18 protein-coding genes and 2 pseudogenes are annotated in these 17,218 nt (G+C 43.2%); 11 read left to right on the forward strand and 9 right to left on the reverse strand.

Going from position 1 to position 17,218, the window contains the following annotated elements:
• Window positions 1-60: 60 nt before the first annotated feature.
• The gene (gene glcU, locus M1D98_RS02225) at window positions 61-924 is read left to right on the forward strand and encodes a glucose uptake protein GlcU (RefSeq protein WP_010330812.1); all 864 of its coding nucleotides are present in this window, start codon (window positions 61-63) and stop codon (window positions 922-924) included.
• A gap of 19 nt (window positions 925-943) precedes the next feature.
• A complete protein-coding gene (gene gdh / locus M1D98_RS02230) occupies window positions 944-1,729 on the forward strand; it encodes a glucose 1-dehydrogenase (RefSeq protein ID WP_268551003.1) in 786 nt (261 codons plus the stop codon).
• A gap of 44 nt (window positions 1,730-1,773) precedes the next feature.
• Here gdh and M1D98_RS02235 read toward each other — a convergent pair whose 3' ends face one another.
• The 3 genes from M1D98_RS02235 to ycnK are packed head-to-tail and all read right to left on the reverse strand — an operon-like array spanning window position 1,774 to window position 4,635.
• Complete coding sequence (locus M1D98_RS02235; protein ID WP_121643699.1) at window positions 1,774-2,388, reverse strand: YcnI family copper-binding membrane protein; 615 nt, start codon at window positions 2,386-2,388, stop codon at window positions 1,774-1,776.
• Window positions 2,389-2,402: 14 nt separating this feature from the next.
• Window positions 2,403-4,028: a copper resistance CopC/CopD family protein gene (locus M1D98_RS02240; protein WP_456279960.1), complete on the reverse strand. Its 1,626-nt coding sequence runs from the start codon at window positions 4,026-4,028 to the stop codon at window positions 2,403-2,405.
• A gap of 34 nt (window positions 4,029-4,062) precedes the next feature.
• Window positions 4,063-4,635: a copper uptake transcriptional regulator YcnK gene (gene ycnK / locus M1D98_RS02245; protein ID WP_456279961.1), complete on the reverse strand. Its 573-nt coding sequence runs from the start codon at window positions 4,633-4,635 to the stop codon at window positions 4,063-4,065.
• A gap of 164 nt (window positions 4,636-4,799) precedes the next feature.
• On the opposite strand from ycnK, the gene M1D98_RS02250 reads away from it, so the two are divergent.
• The 6 genes from M1D98_RS02250 (at window position 4,800) to sipU (ending at window position 10,187) form a co-directional block, all read left to right on the forward strand.
• Window positions 4,800-5,153 (forward strand): hypothetical protein, encoded by a 354-nt coding sequence (locus tag M1D98_RS02250; RefSeq protein WP_039076030.1) that lies wholly within the window; start codon window positions 4,800-4,802, stop codon window positions 5,151-5,153.
• Window positions 5,154-5,325: 172 nt separating this feature from the next.
• Window positions 5,326-6,759, forward strand: a complete 1,434-nt coding sequence (locus M1D98_RS02255; RefSeq protein WP_435576966.1) for a PTS mannitol transporter subunit IICB — start codon at window positions 5,326-5,328, stop codon at window positions 6,757-6,759.
• A 24-nt stretch (window positions 6,760-6,783) separates the two neighbouring features.
• Window positions 6,784-7,215: a PTS sugar transporter subunit IIA gene (locus M1D98_RS02260; protein ID WP_010330819.1), complete on the forward strand. Its 432-nt coding sequence runs from the start codon at window positions 6,784-6,786 to the stop codon at window positions 7,213-7,215.
• A 1-nt stretch (window position 7,216) separates the two neighbouring features.
• Window positions 7,217-8,338, forward strand: coding sequence for a mannitol-1-phosphate 5-dehydrogenase (locus M1D98_RS02265; RefSeq protein WP_268523667.1), 1,122 nt, complete (start codon window positions 7,217-7,219; stop codon window positions 8,336-8,338).
• A gap of 87 nt (window positions 8,339-8,425) precedes the next feature.
• Window positions 8,426-9,490: a tartrate dehydrogenase gene (locus tag M1D98_RS02270; RefSeq protein WP_456279962.1), complete on the forward strand. Its 1,065-nt coding sequence runs from the start codon at window positions 8,426-8,428 to the stop codon at window positions 9,488-9,490.
• A 133-nt stretch (window positions 9,491-9,623) separates the two neighbouring features.
• Window positions 9,624-10,187, forward strand: coding sequence for a signal peptidase I sipU (gene sipU, locus M1D98_RS02275; RefSeq protein ID WP_121641903.1), 564 nt, complete (start codon window positions 9,624-9,626; stop codon window positions 10,185-10,187).
• Between the two features lie 53 nt (window positions 10,188-10,240).
• Here the strand turns inward: sipU and M1D98_RS02280 are convergent.
• From M1D98_RS02280 to M1D98_RS02300, 5 genes and pseudogenes are all read right to left on the reverse strand, one after another.
• Window positions 10,241-10,685: pseudogene (locus M1D98_RS02280) on the reverse strand (dienelactone hydrolase family protein); the annotation flags it as partial.
• Between the two features lie 255 nt (window positions 10,686-10,940).
• Complete coding sequence (locus M1D98_RS02285) at window positions 10,941-11,417, reverse strand: aminoacyl-tRNA deacylase (protein ID WP_268526743.1); 477 nt, start codon at window positions 11,415-11,417, stop codon at window positions 10,941-10,943.
• A 323-nt stretch (window positions 11,418-11,740) separates the two neighbouring features.
• Window positions 11,741-12,739, reverse strand: a complete 999-nt coding sequence (sbnB, locus tag M1D98_RS02290) for a 2,3-diaminopropionate biosynthesis protein SbnB (protein ID WP_435577015.1) — start codon at window positions 12,737-12,739, stop codon at window positions 11,741-11,743.
• 55 nt (window positions 12,740-12,794) lie between these two features.
• The gene (sbnA, locus tag M1D98_RS02295) at window positions 12,795-13,790 is read right to left on the reverse strand and encodes a 2,3-diaminopropionate biosynthesis protein SbnA (RefSeq protein WP_435576968.1); all 996 of its coding nucleotides are present in this window, start codon (window positions 13,788-13,790) and stop codon (window positions 12,795-12,797) included.
• Window positions 13,787-14,629, reverse strand: a complete 843-nt coding sequence (locus M1D98_RS02300) for a formyltransferase family protein (RefSeq protein ID WP_268551011.1) — start codon at window positions 14,627-14,629, stop codon at window positions 13,787-13,789. Before M1D98_RS02300 ends, sbnA begins: the two co-directional genes overlap by 4 nt.
• Window positions 14,630-14,698: 69 nt before the next feature.
• Here M1D98_RS02300 and M1D98_RS02305 point away from each other — a divergent pair.
• A pseudogene (locus tag M1D98_RS02305) lies at window positions 14,699-14,893 on the forward strand (GntR family transcriptional regulator); the annotation flags it as partial.
• Window positions 14,894-15,643: 750 nt separating this feature from the next.
• The gene (locus M1D98_RS02310; RefSeq protein ID WP_268526748.1) at window positions 15,644-16,036 is read left to right on the forward strand and encodes a 3-hydroxyacyl-ACP dehydratase FabZ family protein; all 393 of its coding nucleotides are present in this window, start codon (window positions 15,644-15,646) and stop codon (window positions 16,034-16,036) included.
• A 34-nt stretch (window positions 16,037-16,070) separates the two neighbouring features.
• Here M1D98_RS02310 and M1D98_RS02315 read toward each other — a convergent pair whose 3' ends face one another.
• Complete coding sequence (locus tag M1D98_RS02315; RefSeq protein WP_010330829.1) at window positions 16,071-16,235, reverse strand: hypothetical protein; 165 nt, start codon at window positions 16,233-16,235, stop codon at window positions 16,071-16,073.
• Window positions 16,236-16,367: 132 nt separating this feature from the next.
• Here M1D98_RS02315 and M1D98_RS02320 point away from each other — a divergent pair, with 132 nt between their 5' ends.
• The gene (locus M1D98_RS02320) at window positions 16,368-17,117 is read left to right on the forward strand and encodes a Cof-type HAD-IIB family hydrolase (RefSeq protein ID WP_010330830.1); all 750 of its coding nucleotides are present in this window, start codon (window positions 16,368-16,370) and stop codon (window positions 17,115-17,117) included.
• Window positions 17,118-17,218: the final 101 nt, after the last annotated feature.

Below are 17,218 nucleotides of genomic sequence, written 5' to 3' on the forward strand. Positions count from 1 at the left end.
AATCACAACAATTCCAGCCAAAATAACAGCAAATACATTTTGAAAGAAGGTTCCCCAACAATGGATTTATTATTGGCTCTTCTCCCGGCTTTGTTTTGGGGGAGCATTGTTCTCTTCAATGTGAAATTAGGCGGCGGGCCGTACAGCCAGACTCTCGGAACGACGATCGGAGCGCTCATTGTGTCTATCGTCATTTACTTTTTTGTTCAGCCCGCTCTGTCACTGCGTATTTTTATTGTCGGCATCGTATCCGGGTTATTTTGGTCTCTTGGACAGGCAAACCAGCTGAAAAGCATTGAATTGATGGGTGTGTCCAAAACAATGCCGATTTCCACCGGGATGCAGCTCGTTTCAACCTCGCTGTTCGGTGTGATTGTATTTCGCGAATGGTCTACACCAATTGCGATTACGCTTGGCATTCTCGCTCTGATCTTTATCATCGTGGGAATCATTCTCGCGTCATTGGAAGATAAGAAAGGCAAAAAAGAGGGAGAGCCAAGCAATTTAAAAAAGGGCATATTGATTCTTCTTGTCTCAACGCTTGGTTATTTGGTCTATGTGGTCGTTGCCAGGTTATTCAACGTGTCGGGCTGGTCGGCTCTTTTGCCGCAGGCGATCGGGATGGTAATCGGGGGACTTGCTTTAACCTACAAGCACAAACCCTTTAACAAATATGCAGTCAGAAATATCCTCCCGGGTTTAATCTGGGCAGGCGGAAATATGTTTTTGTTTATTTCTCAGCCGAAGGTCGGTGTCGCGACAAGCTTTTCCCTCTCACAAATGGGAATTGTCATTTCAACGCTTGGCGGCATATTCATCCTGCGTGAAAAGAAAACAAAACGCCAGCTTATAGGGATTGGAATTGGGATTGCCCTGATTATTGCGGCAGCCATATTTTTAGGAATCGCCAAAACAAATTCATAACAATTGGAGGAAGATAAAGATGTATCCGGATTTAAAAGGGAAAGTCGTTGCCATTACAGGAGCCGCATCGGGTCTTGGGAAAGCCATGGCCATTCGCTTTGGCAAGGAGCAAGCAAAAGTGGTGATCAACTACTACAGTAACAAGCAGGATCCAAACGAGGTAAAAGAAGCGGTCGTCAAGGCGGGCGGTGAAGCCGTTATTGTCCAAGGTGATGTCACGAAAGAGGAAGATGTAAAACATATTGTGCAAACTGCCATTAAAGAGTTCGGCACACTCGATATTATGATTAATAATGCAGGTCTTGAAAATCCTGTCCCCTCTCACGAAATGCCGCTGAAGGATTGGGATAAAGTCATCAGCACGAACTTAACCGGCGCTTTTTTAGGAAGCAGGGAAGCGATTAAATATTTCATAGAACACGATATCAAGGGAAATGTCATCAACATGTCCAGTGTGCATGAAGTGATTCCGTGGCCGTTATTTGTCCACTATGCGGCTAGTAAAGGCGGGATTAAGCTAATGACGGAAACGTTAGCGTTGGAGTACGCGCCGAAGGGAATTCGTGTCAATAATATTGGTCCGGGCGCGATCAACACGCCAATCAATGCCGAAAAATTCGCTGACCCTAAACAGAAAGCAGATGTTGAAAGCATGATTCCGATGGGATACATCGGCGAACCGGAGGAAATCGCCGCAGTAGCGGTATGGCTTGCTTCGAAGGAATCAAGCTACGTCACAGGCATCACGTTATTCGCGGACGGCGGCATGACCCAATATCCTTCCTTCCAGGCAGGACGCGGATAAATCAAAAAAGCGACCCAGAAATACTTCTGGATCGCTTTTTTTCATTAGGCGCGCTTTTTCTTTACAAGCGCTGCCACAGATAAAATAATGGCTGCAGCAGACAGCACAATCGCTGTGATGTCGAGAGCTGAAGAGCCTGTGTCCTTGGAATCGTCTTCCGTTTTCGTAGCGCCGTGCTCATCTGTTACTTGCTTTGCGGCGGTAATATGTGTAATAGAATGAGGCGTATCGGCATTTTCGTCACCCGTCCACTCGACAATGCTGCCGTCTTTGTAATATTGATATGCGTCCCAAGCGGCTTCATCCGCTTTATCAGGGTTTTTGGCAACAAAGGTAAACCGCTGGAACTCTCCTTCCTGAATGCCGCCGTCAGTTGCTTCCCATGTGACGGAAACTGATTGATCATCGTGTTTCTGGGTAGATACCTTCCAGCCTGGAATCGGCTCGTATTGTTGGAACTCAACATCCTTCGGCATTTTGAGGACAACCTTTGTTGTCGGCAGGTTTTTTTCAGAAGGAACCTTCATTGTATAGGTTTCCCATGAGCCTGCAGCGGATTCAGCGGGCTTTACAGTAACGTGCGCGCTGGCAGAGGCCGTAAAGAATAAAAGTGAGCCGACAATAGCTGAACATAGTGTACATGCGATTTTTTTAAACAACATAAAACACTCCTTTAATTGGTTTTTGTAAACATGATATTGATTTCGTTAAAGTCACCGGTCAAACCGTGGACTTTGATCTTCCAGTTTCCTTTTTCATTAATGGACAGATTTTCATCCTGGAAGACGCCATTTTCTTTCTCTTTTAATTGAAAGGTGTTTTTGTTTTCGCTGCCTGACAGACCTGTTTTATAAACGGTTAACGTGATTTGCTGGATGTTTTTCACCGGGTCGCCGTTATGGTCGGTGACTCGCAGATCAAATACGTTTTTGCCTGGCTGATTCGGACTGATGCTGAGAGAAACGCTTTGCCCGTTCCCAATCGCTTTGGTTTGGTAGAACGGTTCCGGCACGGGCTCAGGCGGGCTCGGCAGGCTGGTAAACACGGCCGCTGTGATCAATACAGTGATGCCGATTGCCCATTCCGCTTTCACCGTCCGGCTGATTCCTGCGCGGCGCTGTTTTCTGGTGAGCAGAAAATGAACCGCGCCTAAGGCCAGCATCAACACAAACAGTCCGCTTTTCACTAAAAGAGCTTGGCCGTACGCTGTGTGGAACAGCGAATCCATCGAACGTATGATGAAAAATCCATTAAGCAAGCCTGAAAACAAAATGACGCCGACCGCAGTAAGCGCCCATGGAGAGAACCGGCTTACCGTTTCCCATGCGAGCGTTTTGTCAGGCTGCTTCCATTCGTTTGCGAGCAGCAAAACGAGTGCCGCTATTCCGCCGACCCAGATGGAAGCGGATGATAAATGTAGGAAATCCATCAAAATGCCGACCGCTTTTTCTTCAACGACCGCCGCATGGCCGGTAAACGCTTTGGCGAGCAGGAGGCCGAAAAAGAAAATGAGCGGCGCTGTCCAATATCCGAAGGACGAAAAGCGGTTTTTGCGTATCGCAGGAATGACAGAGAGCGTAAGCAGCATGTACAGCGCGGCTTGAATGATCCAAATGGTGCCGCCTGCTGTTTTGAGCAGTGTTTCTCTGATGTAGTCCGGCTGGAAGGCGCTGCCCCAGCCGCCGCCCGCGTTTGCTTTTGTTTGAATCGGAAGCTGAAGCAAAAGCGCCAGCCCCAATGCGGTGATCGAGATGATGAGGATACGTCTCGTCCGTTTGGCAAGTTGTTCTGAATCTCCTTTATACCAGAAGAGATGGAAAAAAACCGTCCCGATAAATAGAGATAAGGCTGTATACAGAATCGCGCGGTCTGCGGCTGTTGCCGGATTAAGCGCTGAACCGGCTGCTTTTTGGGTGCTGAATCCGCCTTCCGCTTTCCCGATGCTGAACGGTATGACGCCGGAGACCGGATGCCCGTCCGCGGACACAGCATTCCATTCCGCTCTGTATACATCACGAGGCAGATCCTTTTTCAGCTTCACCGCCATGATGTGATTGTTGTTTTTTTTGATTTCAGTTTTATCTGTATCCACCCGGTCGCCGTTTGAATTATAGACTTTAATGTAATGAAACCCTTCTTCAACCGGTTCATTAAATTCGATTTCCACCTGTGCGGGAGCGCTTTTTAATTCGCTGTTTTCCCCGGGTGAAGATGTAACAATATAGGCGTGAGCAAAGCTTGTTTTCGGCAGGAAAACAAGAAAAAGCAGAAGGATGATCCACCATCTGTTTCGCTTCATCACTCAAACACCACCTTCCGCTGTATATGTTGTGTTATGTCTTGGTGCAGGTGCACCGCTTTTTTCTGTCTCGAAGCATGTCTTCGAGCGCCTGGTCGAACGTGCGGACGGCTCCGCCGAATCCTTTTTGAAACCGTTCGGCATGGTCGAGTGTTGCAAACGGAATCGCCTGCGGCTGGCAGCAGTGCAGGTTTAATTCAGCATTAACCACAAAATAAGCCGAACCGGCACTGACCGTTGTGTGTAACAGAAAATCTCGGCAAAGTAAGTGTGAAACCTCTTCCGTTTTATCTGCGTAGCGCAAAAACGCGCAGTGTGCGCAGCATAGCTGTTCAATGTCTTGGTTTACCGTAATCAGCTGAACCGAATAAGCCTGATTGACTGGCTTCAGGCAATAGCTGCACATATGATCCGCTTGAGGTATTTGGGCTGGGAGCGTGATGCCGCCGGCCGTTTTGATGACCTGATTTGACTGAACAAGCTGGTTGACATCTCTGTATACGGTCATTTCCGAAACGCCGAACTTTGCGCTGATGTCAGAAATTCTGAGCGCGCCTTCTTCTTTCAGCCACTTCAGTATGTGCTGCTGTCTATTAATCGGAAGCATTCATACATCCCCTCCATTAAGATCTATTTAAGCGTAGATGATTTTAAAGGCAGAGACAAGTAAGCAGATGATAAAAAATGTGAAAATGTGTTGAACAGCAACAAAACGAAACAGAAGGGACTCTGGTATAATAGACATATGGAATGGAAAGTGAGGAATACCCTATGAAAGAAACACAATGTCCGAACTGCGGCAAACCTTTGACAGGCGACATGGTCAGATCATCAAACGTGCCTTGTCAATTTCGCTGCGGACACTGCCGGGAACGGCTTTATGAATATAAAGTATCAGCTCCGATGATGCTGCTGTCACTAGCAGTGATCGTGCTGCTTATTTATCTTTTGCTGCTCCTCCGCGATGCGGTTGGCTCAATGCTGCCGGCCGTACAGCACGTGCCGATGGCTGTTTTTGCACTTGTGTGCGCCTATCCCGTTTTTATAGTGAGTGAGCGGATGATCGCCAAGTACGTGATTCAAAACGGCAACATTATTTATAGAGGAAAGAGAAAAGGCTCCTGAAATCAGGAGCCTTTTTATTTTTAAAAAATTGTCACACCCGTATGCCAAAGTCCTCTTTACTTTCAATTGTATAGAGTGTGTAAGCGTTTTAACATAGAGTCAAAGGGAAGCATGATTCTCTGAACATCTTTTTCTATCTTACAGCGACAAACAAAACAGGGAGGGTTTATATATGCAGCAAGAACAACAGCAAGGCGGCATGAAAGTGAAAGTGCAGCGTTTCGGCAGTTATTTGAGCGGAATGATCATGCCGAATATCGGCGCGTTTATCGCGTGGGGCATCATTACCGCGCTGTTTATTCCGGCGGGGTGGTTTCCGAATGCACAGCTGAATACACTTGTCAGCCCGATGATCACATATTTACTGCCGCTTTTGATAGCGTATACAGGCGGAAAAATGATTTACGATCAGCGCGGCGGAGTCGTCGGGGCGACAGCGGCAATCGGGGTGATTGTCGGGTCGGATATTCCGATGTTTTTAGGTGCAATGATCATGGGGCCCCTTGGCGGATACCTCATTAAACAGACTGATCAATTATTCAAGGATAAGGTCAAACAAGGCTTTGAAATGCTCATCAACAACTTTACGGCAGGGATTGTCGGCGCGGCTTTAACGATTCTCGCGTTTTACGCTATCGGCCCGGTTGTCCTGACGTTAAACAAATTGCTGGCAGCCGGTGTAGAAGTCATTGTACACGCGAATTTACTGCCTGTAGCCAGCGTTTTTGTAGAACCGGCGAAAGTGTTATTCCTCAACAACGCCATTAACCATGGAATCTTAAGTCCAATCGGAATCGAGCAGGCGGCCCAAACGGGAAAATCGATCTTGTTCTTAGTAGAAGCAAACCCTGGGCCGGGGCTCGGCATTTTGCTGGCGTACATGTTCTTTGGCAAAGGCTCTTCAAAATCGACGGCTCCCGGCGCGGCGATCATTCATTTCTTTGGCGGGATTCACGAGATTTACTTCCCGTACATTTTGATGAAACCGGCCCTGATTCTGGCGGCGATTGCCGGCGGAGCAAGCGGACTCTTAACATTCACGATCTTTCATGCCGGACTTGTCGCAGCAGCGTCACCGGGAAGCATCATCGCATTGCTGGCGATGACGCCAAGAGGCGGCTACTTCGGCGTATTGGCGGGTGTATTGGTCGCTGCCGCTGTTTCGTTCATCGTATCAGCAGTGATCCTGAAATCTTCAAAAGCAAGCGAAGAAGACCTCGCTGCAGCAACAGAAAAAATGCAGTCCATGAAGGGGAAAAAAAGCCAAGCGGCCTCTGTTTTAGAAGCGGAGCAAACGAAAGCTGAGGAAGCGTCTGAGCTGTCTTCTGAAAGCGTAAACAAAATCATCTTCGCATGTGATGCGGGAATGGGATCAAGCGCGATGGGAGCATCGATTTTAAGAAACAAAGTGAAAAAAGCGGAGCTGGATATTAGTGTGGCCAACACGGCCATTAACACTCTGCCAAGCGATGCGGACATTGTCATCACACACAAAGATTTAACAGATCGCGCGAAAGCGAAGCTGCCGAACGCGACACACATATCAGTGGATAACTTCTTAAACAGCCCGAAATATGACGAGCTGCTTGAAAAACTTAAAAAGTAATCTCATAGAAAGAGAGTGATACCCATGCAAGTACTCGCAAAGGAAAATATTAAACTCAATCAAACGGCATCATCAAAGGAAGAAGCCATCAAAATGGCAGGCCAGACGCTGATTGACAACGGCTATGTGACAGCAGATTACATTGGCAAAATGTTTGAACGTGAAGAAACATCATCTACTTTTATGGGAAATTTTATAGCCATACCACACGGCACAGAAGAGGCGAAAAACGAGGTGCTTCACTCTGGAATATCCATCATACAGATTCCAGACGGCGTCGAGTACGGAGAAGGCAACACGGCAAAAGTGGTATTCGGCATTGCGGGCAAAAATAATGAGCATTTAGACATTTTGTCTAACATCGCCATCATTTGCTCAGAAGAAGAAAACATTGAACGCCTGATCTCTGCTAAAAGCGAAGAAGATTTGATCGCCATTTTCAACGAGGTGAACTGACATGATCGCCTTACATTTCGGTGCGGGAAATATCGGGAGGGGGTTTATCGGCGCGTTGCTTCACCACTCTGGCTATGACGTAGTGTTTGCGGATGTGAACGACACGATGGTCAGCCTCCTCAATGAAAAAAAGGAATACACAGTGGAGCTGGCAGAAGAGGGGCATTCATCAGAGGTTATCGGCCCGGTCAGCGCCATCAATAGCGGCAGCCAGCCGGAGGAGCTGTATCGGCTAATCAATGAGGCGGCGCTCATCACAACGGCGGTCGGTCCGAACGTGTTAAAGCTGATTGCTCCCTCTATCGCAGAAGGGTTAAGACGAAGAGACGCTTCAAACACACTGAATATCATTGCCTGCGAAAATATGATCGGAGGAAGCAGCTTTCTGAAGAAAGAGATATACAGCCATTTAACTGAGGCGAAGCGGGAGTCCGTCAGTGAAACGGTCGGTTTTCCAAATTCTGCCGTTGATCGGATCGTGCCGATTCAGCATCATGAAGATCCGCTCAAAGTGTCGGTTGAACCATTTTTTGAATGGGTCATTGATGAATCAGGCTTTAAAGGAAAAACACCGGCCATAAACGGCGCGCTGTTTGTTCATGATTTAACGCCGTACATCGAACGAAAGCTGTTTACAGTCAACACCGGACACGCGGTGACAGCGTATGTCGGCTATCAGCGCGGGCTCAAAACGGTCAAAGAAGCAATCGATCACCCGGAAATCCGCCGTGTCGTTCATTCCGCACTGCTTGAAACCGGTGACTACCTCGTCAAAACGTATGGCTTTAAGCAAGCTGAACACGAACAATATATCAAAAAAATCATCGGACGCTTCGAAAACCCATTCATTACAGACGATGTGACCCGCGTAGCGAGATCACCTCTCAGAAAACTGGGAGAAAATGATAGGCTCGTAGGCCCGGCAAAGAAAATAAAAGAGCCGAATGCACTGGCGGAAGGGATTGCCGCAGCACTGCGCTTCGATTTCACCGATGACCCTGAAGCGGTTGAACTGCAAGCGCTGATCGAAGAAAAAGGATACAGCGGCGTGCTTCAAGAGGTGTGCGGCATTCAGTCTCATGAACCGCTGCATGCCATCATTTTAAAGAAGCTGAATCAATAAACGACCCGTGACAGCATGTCACGGGCTTTTTTTACCATCTCGCATTCTAGTATAATAGAAAACGCTTACGATAACAGGGGAAGGAGAATGACAATGAAACAATTCGAGATTGCGGCAATACCGGGAGACGGAGTAGGAAAAGAGGTTGTGGCGGCTGCTGAGAAAGTGCTTCATACAGCGGCTGAGGTGCACGGCGGTTTGTCATTCTCATTTACGTCTTTTCCATGGAGCTGTGATTATTACATGGAGCACGGCGACATGATGCCTGAAGACGGCATACATACGCTTACTCAATTTGAAGCGGTTTTCTTAGGAGCAGTCGGAAACCCGAAGCTGGTTCCCGATCATATTTCGTTATGGGGGCTTCTGCTGAAAATCCGGAGGGAGCTTGAGCTTTCCATTAATATGAGACCGGCCAAACAAATGGCAGGCATCACGTCGCCGCTTCTGCATCCAAATGATTTTGATCTTATGGTGGTTCGCGAGAACAGTGAAGGCGAGTACAGTGAAGTCGGCGGACGCATTCACAGAGGCGGCGATGAAATCGCCATCCAGAATGCTGTATTTACGAGAAAAGCGACAGAACGAGTCATGCGCTTCGCCTTCGAATTGGCGAAAAAACGGCGCGGCCATGTGACAAGTGTGACAAAATCGAATGGCATTTATCACGCGATGCCGTTTTGGGATGAAGTCTTTCAGCAAACTGCGGCTGATTACAGCGGAATCGAAACGTCATCCCAGCATATTGATGCGCTGGCCGCTTTTTTTGTGACGCGTCCGGAAACGTTTGACGTCATTGTGGCGAGCAACTTGTTCGGTGATATTTTAACGGACATCAGCTCAAGCTTGATGGGAAGCATCGGTATTGCGCCGTCCGCGAATATCAACCCGTCCGGCAAATACCCATCTATGTTCGAACCGGTTCACGGCTCAGCTCCCGACATTGCCGGCCAAGGCCTTGCCAATCCAATCGGCCAAATTTGGACAGCGAAGCTGATGCTTGACCATTTCGGGGAGGAAGAACTGGGGGCGAAGATCCTTGATGTCCTGGAACAAGTAACGGCTGATGGCATCAAAACACGCGACATTGGCGGACAAAGCACAACGGCTGAGGTGACGGATGAAATCTGTGCTCGTTTGAGAAAATGGTGATGAAATAGGGCGGGGTGGATGGTTGCCCCGGCCAATCAATTTCCTTACACAACTATCCGAAAAAAACTAACCAAGAAGATCCAAATGCTGTATAATAATTTGGGATTCTTAGGAAGGTATTGGGTGAAGGAAATTGAATGCGAAAAAAATCACATTAAAGAAAAAAAGAAAAACAAGATGGATCGTTGTATTCAGTATCGTTTTGATCGCTGCACTTATTTTGACGATTAGAATGGCGTTTTACAGGCCTTTTCTCGTTGAAGGCTTGTCAATGGCTCCAACGCTTCAAGACTCAGAAAGAATTTTGGTTGACAAAGCAGCCAAATATACAGGCGGTTTTCACAGAGGCGACATCATAGTCATTCAAGACAAAACGAGCGGCCGTTCATCAGTCAAACGTTTAATCGGTTTGCCTGGTGACAGTGTAAAAATGAAGGATGATCAGCTATACATAAACGATAAAAAGGTGGAAGAACCGTACCTAAAGGAACATCAACAAGAGGCCAAAGAAATAGGTGTGAGCTTAACAGGTGACTTCGAAGCTGAGGTTCCTTCAGGCCAATATTTCGTAATGGGAGATAACCGCCTCAATTCGATGGATAGCAGAAACGGAATGGGTATGCCTTCTGATGAAGAGATCGTCGGAACTGAATCTCTCGTCTTTTATCCGTTCGGTGAGATGAGACAAGCAAAGTAAAAAACGACTGAGGTCACTGATGACCATTTGTGCGCGTTAACAGAACAATCTAATGAAATAGGACGAGGTGGTTTTTCCGCCTCGTTTTTGATGAGGGAGAGTGTTTTGAGAAAGAGTGCCCTGTCAAAATAAACCGACTCAGGATTGGCAAAGCCATGTAGGGCATCAAATTGATATATCGCCAAATCGGGAGCTGTTTATCCCGCAGTATTTTGATGAGAAGCGCAACATCTCCGTTCACCTCAGACATACTGCTGCATTCCATGTGATCGTCGGCCCGCGCTGCATCCAACCATAAAGATGCGCTGTCCTCCGTTTTGCCTGATCATTGGTTTCTCCAGTTTTCAGTCGTTCATGTTTGTAAACTGGAATGTGTAGCTTCACACATCCTCGAGCAATTTAGGCGTCACCACATCATATCCAGCCATTTTGATCAGCTTTTTGATATGGCTGTTTACATATTTCGTGTGCGAGAATGCTTATTAACGGCGGAAGTATCAAATGAAGACGTGTTCTTTCTGCGCAAGCCTTGTCGAAAGAGGAAAAGAACGATTCTTATACTTTACTGTATCACCCAGCTAGGTATAGGAGGATGGAAATCGAATGATAACTGGTTTTTCTGATCATCCTTCAGAAAGTGATCTTATAAAACATCTCCTGATAAAATGTTAGGCAAAACCACATTAAGTTGGATATCCTCGAAATAAATAAGAGCCATTGAGAATGGCTCAATATACGCCGATTTTATTATTTCTATTGTTCTGTAACAATGTCCACTTCTTGGGCTTTAGAAGCCTTTTTTAAGTTTTGGGGAGTTATAATAATTTCATTTCCCCAAACACCAGCTCCCACTCCAAGTGTATCTTCTTTCATTAGGGTACGGTCTATAAATGAACGAAAATGAGTAGGTTGCCACCCAAATGGAGGGATTGATCCGATTTGGTATCCTGTAAGTTCTTTTACAGTAGCAGGCGAAGCCATTTTTATATTTTTTGAACCCACTGCTTTTTTCAATTTCCCTGACTTAATATTTTGATCTCCTCCGACCATTACTAAAATTTTTTCACTTTGGCCTGTTTCAAAGATTAATGTCTTGACCATTTGTCTTTCATTAAAATTCAATTCTTTAGCAACATTAGCTGCCCCTTTTTCAGTAGAAGTTGAAAAACTCATAGAAGTATACTCAAGTTTTAAATCATCTAAAAATAGGTGTGCTGGTAGTTTGTTCATTGGATCCTCCTTATGATTTATGGTTTAAATTATGAGAATATTATATATTATTGTGTAATATATTGCATACAAAGAAGAGGATTCATTGATATTTATTAATGGTTACAACACTTGTATTTTTGGCTATAGCTGGAACATGTCTTTATTATCTAATGGAAATATTAAAGGTTTAACAGTTGGGTATCCCTTTTGGTTGGTATCAAGCATTAGGAACCTTGTTCATTATTCTTATGTTCATTTTTAAAGGTTGGGGATAACAAATAATTGAATTGTAAGGCCGGAATAAAAGGGGAGCAGCTATAATAATCTGCCCCCCTTACCATTTAATATAGACTCAAAGTTTTACCTATTCCAAGTTCTTTTGCTTTTTTGAAAATTTTGTACGCGCAAGCTATATCTTCAATAGCCATACCCATAGGATTTAATATAATGATTTCGCTTTCATTCTCTCTTCCGGGAATCCTACCTGTTATGATCTCCCCTAATTCTCCATGTAACTGTTCTTTAGAGAATTTTCCCTCTAAAACGAGTTGATTAATAACCTTTTTTTCACGATTAGCTTGGTCCCAATCATCCACTACTACTTTATCTGCTTTTAAGAAAGTCTCTTTTTCAAAATCCATTATAGAAACATTACTAATGAATGTTCCTTTTGAAATCCATTCAAAAGGTATATATGGCGTATCTGCAACCGTACAAGTTAATATAACTTCTCCATTCCTTACTGTTTTCTCTAAATTTTCACATACGTTAACTTCAATAAATCTGTTGTCTCCTTTATGCCTTACATATTCATCAATTTTTTCTTTTAATAAATTTGCTGAGTCTTGGTTAATATCAAATAAATTAATCTTTTTAAGGTTTTTAAAATGATCAATAAATGACTCGACATGGAATTGAGCAATTTGACCACAACCTAGACAACTCATTTCTGCGAAATTTTTTTTTGCAAGGTGTTTTGCTCCTAAAACTGAAACAGCTGCAGTCCTCATTCCACTTATCAAGCTACCTTCCATGATAGATACAGGATAATTTGTTTCAGGATCATTCAATACAACTACTGCACTAGCTCGGCTTATTTTTCTTTTAGAAGGATTATCATTCTTGCTTCCAACCCATTTTATACCCGATATATTCATTTCATCCAGGTGTGCAGGCATAGCAATAATTCTGTCAGCGATATGTCCTTTACTTTGATTAGCTCTTAGGTATGGTTTTAGAGGTTGTACAAACTTTCTTTCAGCATGTAAAGTGAGAGCTTCTTTAATAGAATCCACATACAATGCAGATTGATTTCCTTCAGCTTTAATAACATCACTCATACTTAAATAGGTTATTTCGGGTGCTTTAATGTTTGTTAACAAACTACATTCCTCCCTAATAATTATATAGTTTGGTTTTTTGACCAAATTTAATAACATCCAAGTCCATGTTTTTATTCTGAATCCATTGATCAGAAAATATTGTATTGAAATACCTATCTCCTCGATCAGGTAATAAGGTTAAAATTTTAACTTTTTCTTTTAATTTCTGAATCAGATTCGTAGCTGCAAAAACCGATGCCCCAGAAGAACCGCCGACTAGCAATCCTTCTTCTAATGCGAGCTGCCTTGTCATATAAAATGCTTCCTCATCTCCAACGTGAACGACTTCATCATATAATTGAGGTTCTAAATTACCAGGTACAATTGCATTTCCCATACCTATTAAATGTCTTTTACCAGAAGGGCCACCAAAAATAACAGAACCTTTAGCATCTACTGCGAGTGTTTTTACTCGAGGAATCAGACGTTTAAGTCCCTTAGTTAAACCAGTTATTAGCCCAGCTGTTCCTACAGGGCAAACAATCCAATCAAGGTCGCCTTTAAAATCATCATATATTTCACCCGCTAAGCTTTCTATATAGGCCCCTGGATTTGCGGAATTATTATACTGATTAGGCCAAAAACAGTTTGGAAGTGTCTTTGAAAGTTCTTCCGCCTTTCTTAACCGTTCTTTCAGATAGTTTCCATCTTTATCAGCATGGTCAACCATATAAACCTGAGCTCCAAAACCTTTAATTAAACTTAAATTAACTTCACTTATTTTGGGATCTACAATACAAATCATTTTATAACCTTTTCTTTTAGCAACCATAGATAAACCTATCGCCAAATTGCCCGAAGAGGATTCAACAATTGTTCCGCCTTTTTTTAGCTTTCCGTCTTTTTCTGCAACCTCTATGAGATTGCTTGCAACACGGTCTTTAGAGCTTCCGCCTGGATTGAACCCTTCCAGTTTTGCATATAACTCTGACTTCCCGCTTGGAACAAGATTATTTAACTTAACAATAGGTGTATTGCCGATAAGTTCTAAAACGTTATCGTAGATCAAACTGTAGTCACCTCTTTCTTCATATTTAAGTAATTAAATTCTGCAATTTTACGAATTTCATTTGAAAAATGTTTAGAATAGAAAACTGGCCCAATCATACTCTTGTCTGGGCTGATACCTACAAATTCTTTCTCCTTAAATCTATGTATCTTTGAAGCTTGATGTATTAATAAATCAAAAGCAAGCTGGTAACAGGCTCCTTTTAAATCACCCAATGATCTATATAAGAATGGATTAGTTATCCTAGTTGCTATTAATATTGGACCAGTGTCTATACCATTATCGATAAAATGTACAGAAGCCCCCACTGATTTTTTAAATTCCTCTATATCCCCTTTGTATGCCATAGACTCGATTGCATTCATTCCCCTGGCAAAGGGTAAGACAGCAGAATGAGCGTTAATAATTTGTCCTTTAGTCAGTTCAATCCACCAATCTTCTAACATTACGTCTAAAAATATGAAAAAAACAACTTTATCAAATTGCCTCACGACACTTTCAAGCCAGTTTTTTGTCTCTTTACTGTTCAAGTCTTCTCCTGCTAATATCACATTATTATCATAATGCAAGTGATTTTTAGGAACACCGTAAGTCATGATCATTTCTTTCTCTGCATTACTAAGTTCCCCATAAATTTCTTCTAAATCACCTATAGTTAGGCTCGGTAAGGTTGAAAGCTTGTCCTTAAGAGATGCTTCATTTTTATTGCCGCGAATCATAATTCCTTTAAAATCATTTTCAGATCCAAAAGCCTTCATCCACTTATCAATTAGGTATGTAGTATGAAACCTATTTTCAGTTATTAGAAAAAAAGCTCTCTTAACTTCTCTGTCTGTCATGCTTCTCACTCCTAAATATCCTATATTCAATATATTAGTAAAGCTAAGAAAATAGAAAGGTTGTATTTAATGCCAGTACCGAAAAATTCTAAACAAAAAACGAGAATTTCAGCCAAAGATATAGTTTTTAATCAATTACAAAAATGGATTGTTGAAGGGAATCTGCGTTCAGGTGAAAGAATTAATGATGACGAATTAGCTGAAACTTTAGGGGTTAGTCGAACACCCGTGAGAGAGGCCTTGCAAATTTTAGAAACGAATGGCTCAGGAATTTCATACATTATCGTTAATTTAGCTAATAATAAAGATTTAACTTCTATTATTAAAAACCTACGTATGCATCCATGCTATGCGTTTAAAATTTACTTTTTTTAAAGAACATGAAGAAATCATCAAATTACAACTCAAAAACATGACATTGATGTATATTTCGAAGAAAAAAATTGTTAAAACCAATGAACGAAATCTTAAAACTGTTAATCTAGAAAAAAATTCCAACTAAAAACAATACTTATATGCGATATTGTTATTCCAAACTCACTTAATTAGTTGAACTCTAAATTTTAGATATCCCTCCTTAAATAGACATATGTAATATATTGAATATATCACATATTATGGAAAAGACAAAATGTTATGAACTGCAATTTGGATAAGAACAGCTCTTTAAAAGAAGTGCTGTTCTTATCACTTATTTCATCATTCTATAAACAACTGATCTTTACCAGATGAGTAAAGCCAAATTATTGGTTTTATTGTTTGCTGCTTAGGGGAACCAACTGAAGGCGATTCTGACGAAATCTTGTTTTGTTCTACGGATTAATGATTCATATATGGGGTCCCGCATAGAAATAATGAAAAACTAAATCTCTTTTAGTGGAAGATGATACTCGTTATAGGGAATGGGCTTAGATAGCTGTTTTTGGGCATAACAGTTTCCTTTTTCATTTTTTTTCATATATCCTATCGTTCAGCTGTAGGCTGATATATAATAGTCAAAAAAGGAGAGATCATATGAACCCATTATCTTTGCCTCACCGCTATCCGTTTTTGTTCATTGATCGCGTGACGAAAAGCGAGCCAGGCAAATATGCGGAAGCGTATAAGCTGATTAGTGAAAACGATTGGTTTATCACTGACACGCAAACAGAAATGCCGTTTTCACTTGTGATTGAAGCACTTGCGCAAACCGCGGCTTTTACAGGGATTACAGGTGAGAACAGCTTGGGCTTATTGTCTTCCGTGAAGAAAGCGGAAAAGCTCGGTGCGGCCATGCCTGGTGACCGGCTTGAACTTGCGTTTGAGGTTACGCGCAACCGGCGCGGGTTTGTGTTCGGACATGCCAAGGCGTCAGTGAGCGGACAGCCTGTTGCTGAAGCAGAAATCGGCATCTATATCGAAAAGTGAAAAAACCCTTCACAACGAATTGTGAGGGGTTCAATTATTTTGTATCGTAATCCCGTTCGCTTTGTGAGTCATCTCTTTGCTGCCGTTTGTGTTTTTCATCCTCCATATTTTCCTTCAGCTCTTCGTTTGGAATCGGATCGGTTAAGTCATTGTGTTCGGGATTTTCATTTGGTTTATTTTGCTGTTTTCTTTCTGTCATCTATCATCACCTCACCGCTTGTTTTCCTCTTATTCGCGTGCCTCAAACATGTGAAATCGCTTTTTTGTCCCGCTGGGTATAATGTATTAGAATAGGTAGAAGCACAATTAAAAGATAAAGAGAGGTACATATATGTCTGTTCAAAGAGAAAATGTGGATATTAAGCTGATCGCAATTGATATGGATGGAACACTGCTGAATGACGAGCAGCTGATTTCGGATGAAAACCGTAAAGCCATTCGGGAAGCGGAGGATAAAGGCGTGTACGTGGTGATCAGCACGGGCCGGACACTGATGACGTGCCGGGAGCTGGCTGAATCGCTGAAGCTGTCGTCCTTTTTAATCACGGCAAACGGCAGTGAAATTTGGGATTCGAATTTTAACTTGGTCGAACGTAAGCTGCTCCATACAGATCATATTCAGATGATGTGGGATTTGCGGAACAAGCACAACACGAACTTCTGGGCTTCTACTGTAAATAAAGTATGGAGAGGCGAGTTTCCGGAAAACATTACGGATCACGAATGGCTCAAATTCGGCTTTGACATTGAGGATGACGACATCCGAAACGAAGTGCTGGAGGAGCTGAGAAAAAACAAAGAGCTCGAAATCACCAATTCAAGCCCGACAAACATTGAGGTCAACGCGCTTGGCATCAACAAAGCCGCAGCCCTTGCGAAGGTTTCTGAAAAACTCGGCTTTACGATGGAGAATGTGATGGCGATGGGTGACAGCCTCAATGACATCGCCATGATTAAAGAAGCGGGTCTGGGTGTCGCGATGGGAAATGCGCAAGACATTGTGAAAGAAACGGCGGATTGGGTTACGGAGACAAATATTGAGGATGGTGTCGCGAAAGCGATTCGCCATTGGGTTTTATAAAAAAAAGAGTCCTAAGATGGGCTCTTTTTTAGTTTGGCAGGTTTTCTTCTGGGCCCATGGTAGGTTTTCTAACAAAAGTATTTCACAAACTGAGAGGTTTG

Source organism: Bacillus sp. K7 (assembly GCF_053903245.1).

What these genes read in the sequence shown, in the direction of transcription:
- glcU (WP_010330812.1), top strand. Translation starts at nt 61, where the DNA reads ATGGATTTATTATTGGCTCTTCTCCCGGCTTTGTTTTGGGGGAGCATT.
- gdh (WP_268551003.1), top strand. Translation starts at nt 944, where the DNA reads ATGTATCCGGATTTAAAAGGGAAAGTCGTTGCCATTACAGGAGCCGCA.
- M1D98_RS02240 (WP_456279960.1), bottom strand. Translation starts at nt 4,028, where the DNA reads ATGAAGCGAAACAGATGGTGGATCATCCTTCTGCTTTTTCTTGTTTTC.
- ycnK (WP_456279961.1), bottom strand. Translation starts at nt 4,635, where the DNA reads ATGCTTCCGATTAATAGACAGCAGCACATACTGAAGTGGCTGAAAGAA.
- M1D98_RS02250 (WP_039076030.1), top strand. Translation starts at nt 4,800, where the DNA reads ATGAAAGAAACACAATGTCCGAACTGCGGCAAACCTTTGACAGGCGAC.
- M1D98_RS02255 (WP_435576966.1), top strand. Translation starts at nt 5,326, where the DNA reads ATGCAGCAAGAACAACAGCAAGGCGGCATGAAAGTGAAAGTGCAGCGT.
- M1D98_RS02260 (WP_010330819.1), top strand. Translation starts at nt 6,784, where the DNA reads ATGCAAGTACTCGCAAAGGAAAATATTAAACTCAATCAAACGGCATCA.
- M1D98_RS02265 (WP_268523667.1), top strand. Translation starts at nt 7,217, where the DNA reads ATGATCGCCTTACATTTCGGTGCGGGAAATATCGGGAGGGGGTTTATC.
- M1D98_RS02270 (WP_456279962.1), top strand. Translation starts at nt 8,426, where the DNA reads ATGACAATGAAACAATTCGAGATTGCGGCAATACCGGGAGACGGAGTA.
- M1D98_RS02285 (WP_268526743.1), bottom strand. Translation starts at nt 11,417, where the DNA reads ATGAACAAACTACCAGCACACCTATTTTTAGATGATTTAAAACTTGAG.
- sbnB (WP_435577015.1), bottom strand. Translation starts at nt 12,739, where the DNA reads ATGAGTGATGTTATTAAAGCTGAAGGAAATCAATCTGCATTGTATGTG.
- M1D98_RS02300 (WP_268551011.1), bottom strand. Translation starts at nt 14,629, where the DNA reads ATGACAGACAGAGAAGTTAAGAGAGCTTTTTTTCTAATAACTGAAAAT.
- M1D98_RS02310 (WP_268526748.1), top strand. Translation starts at nt 15,644, where the DNA reads ATGAACCCATTATCTTTGCCTCACCGCTATCCGTTTTTGTTCATTGAT.
- M1D98_RS02315 (WP_010330829.1), bottom strand. Translation starts at nt 16,235, where the DNA reads ATGACAGAAAGAAAACAGCAAAATAAACCAAATGAAAATCCCGAACAC.
- M1D98_RS02320 (WP_010330830.1), top strand. Translation starts at nt 16,368, where the DNA reads ATGTCTGTTCAAAGAGAAAATGTGGATATTAAGCTGATCGCAATTGAT.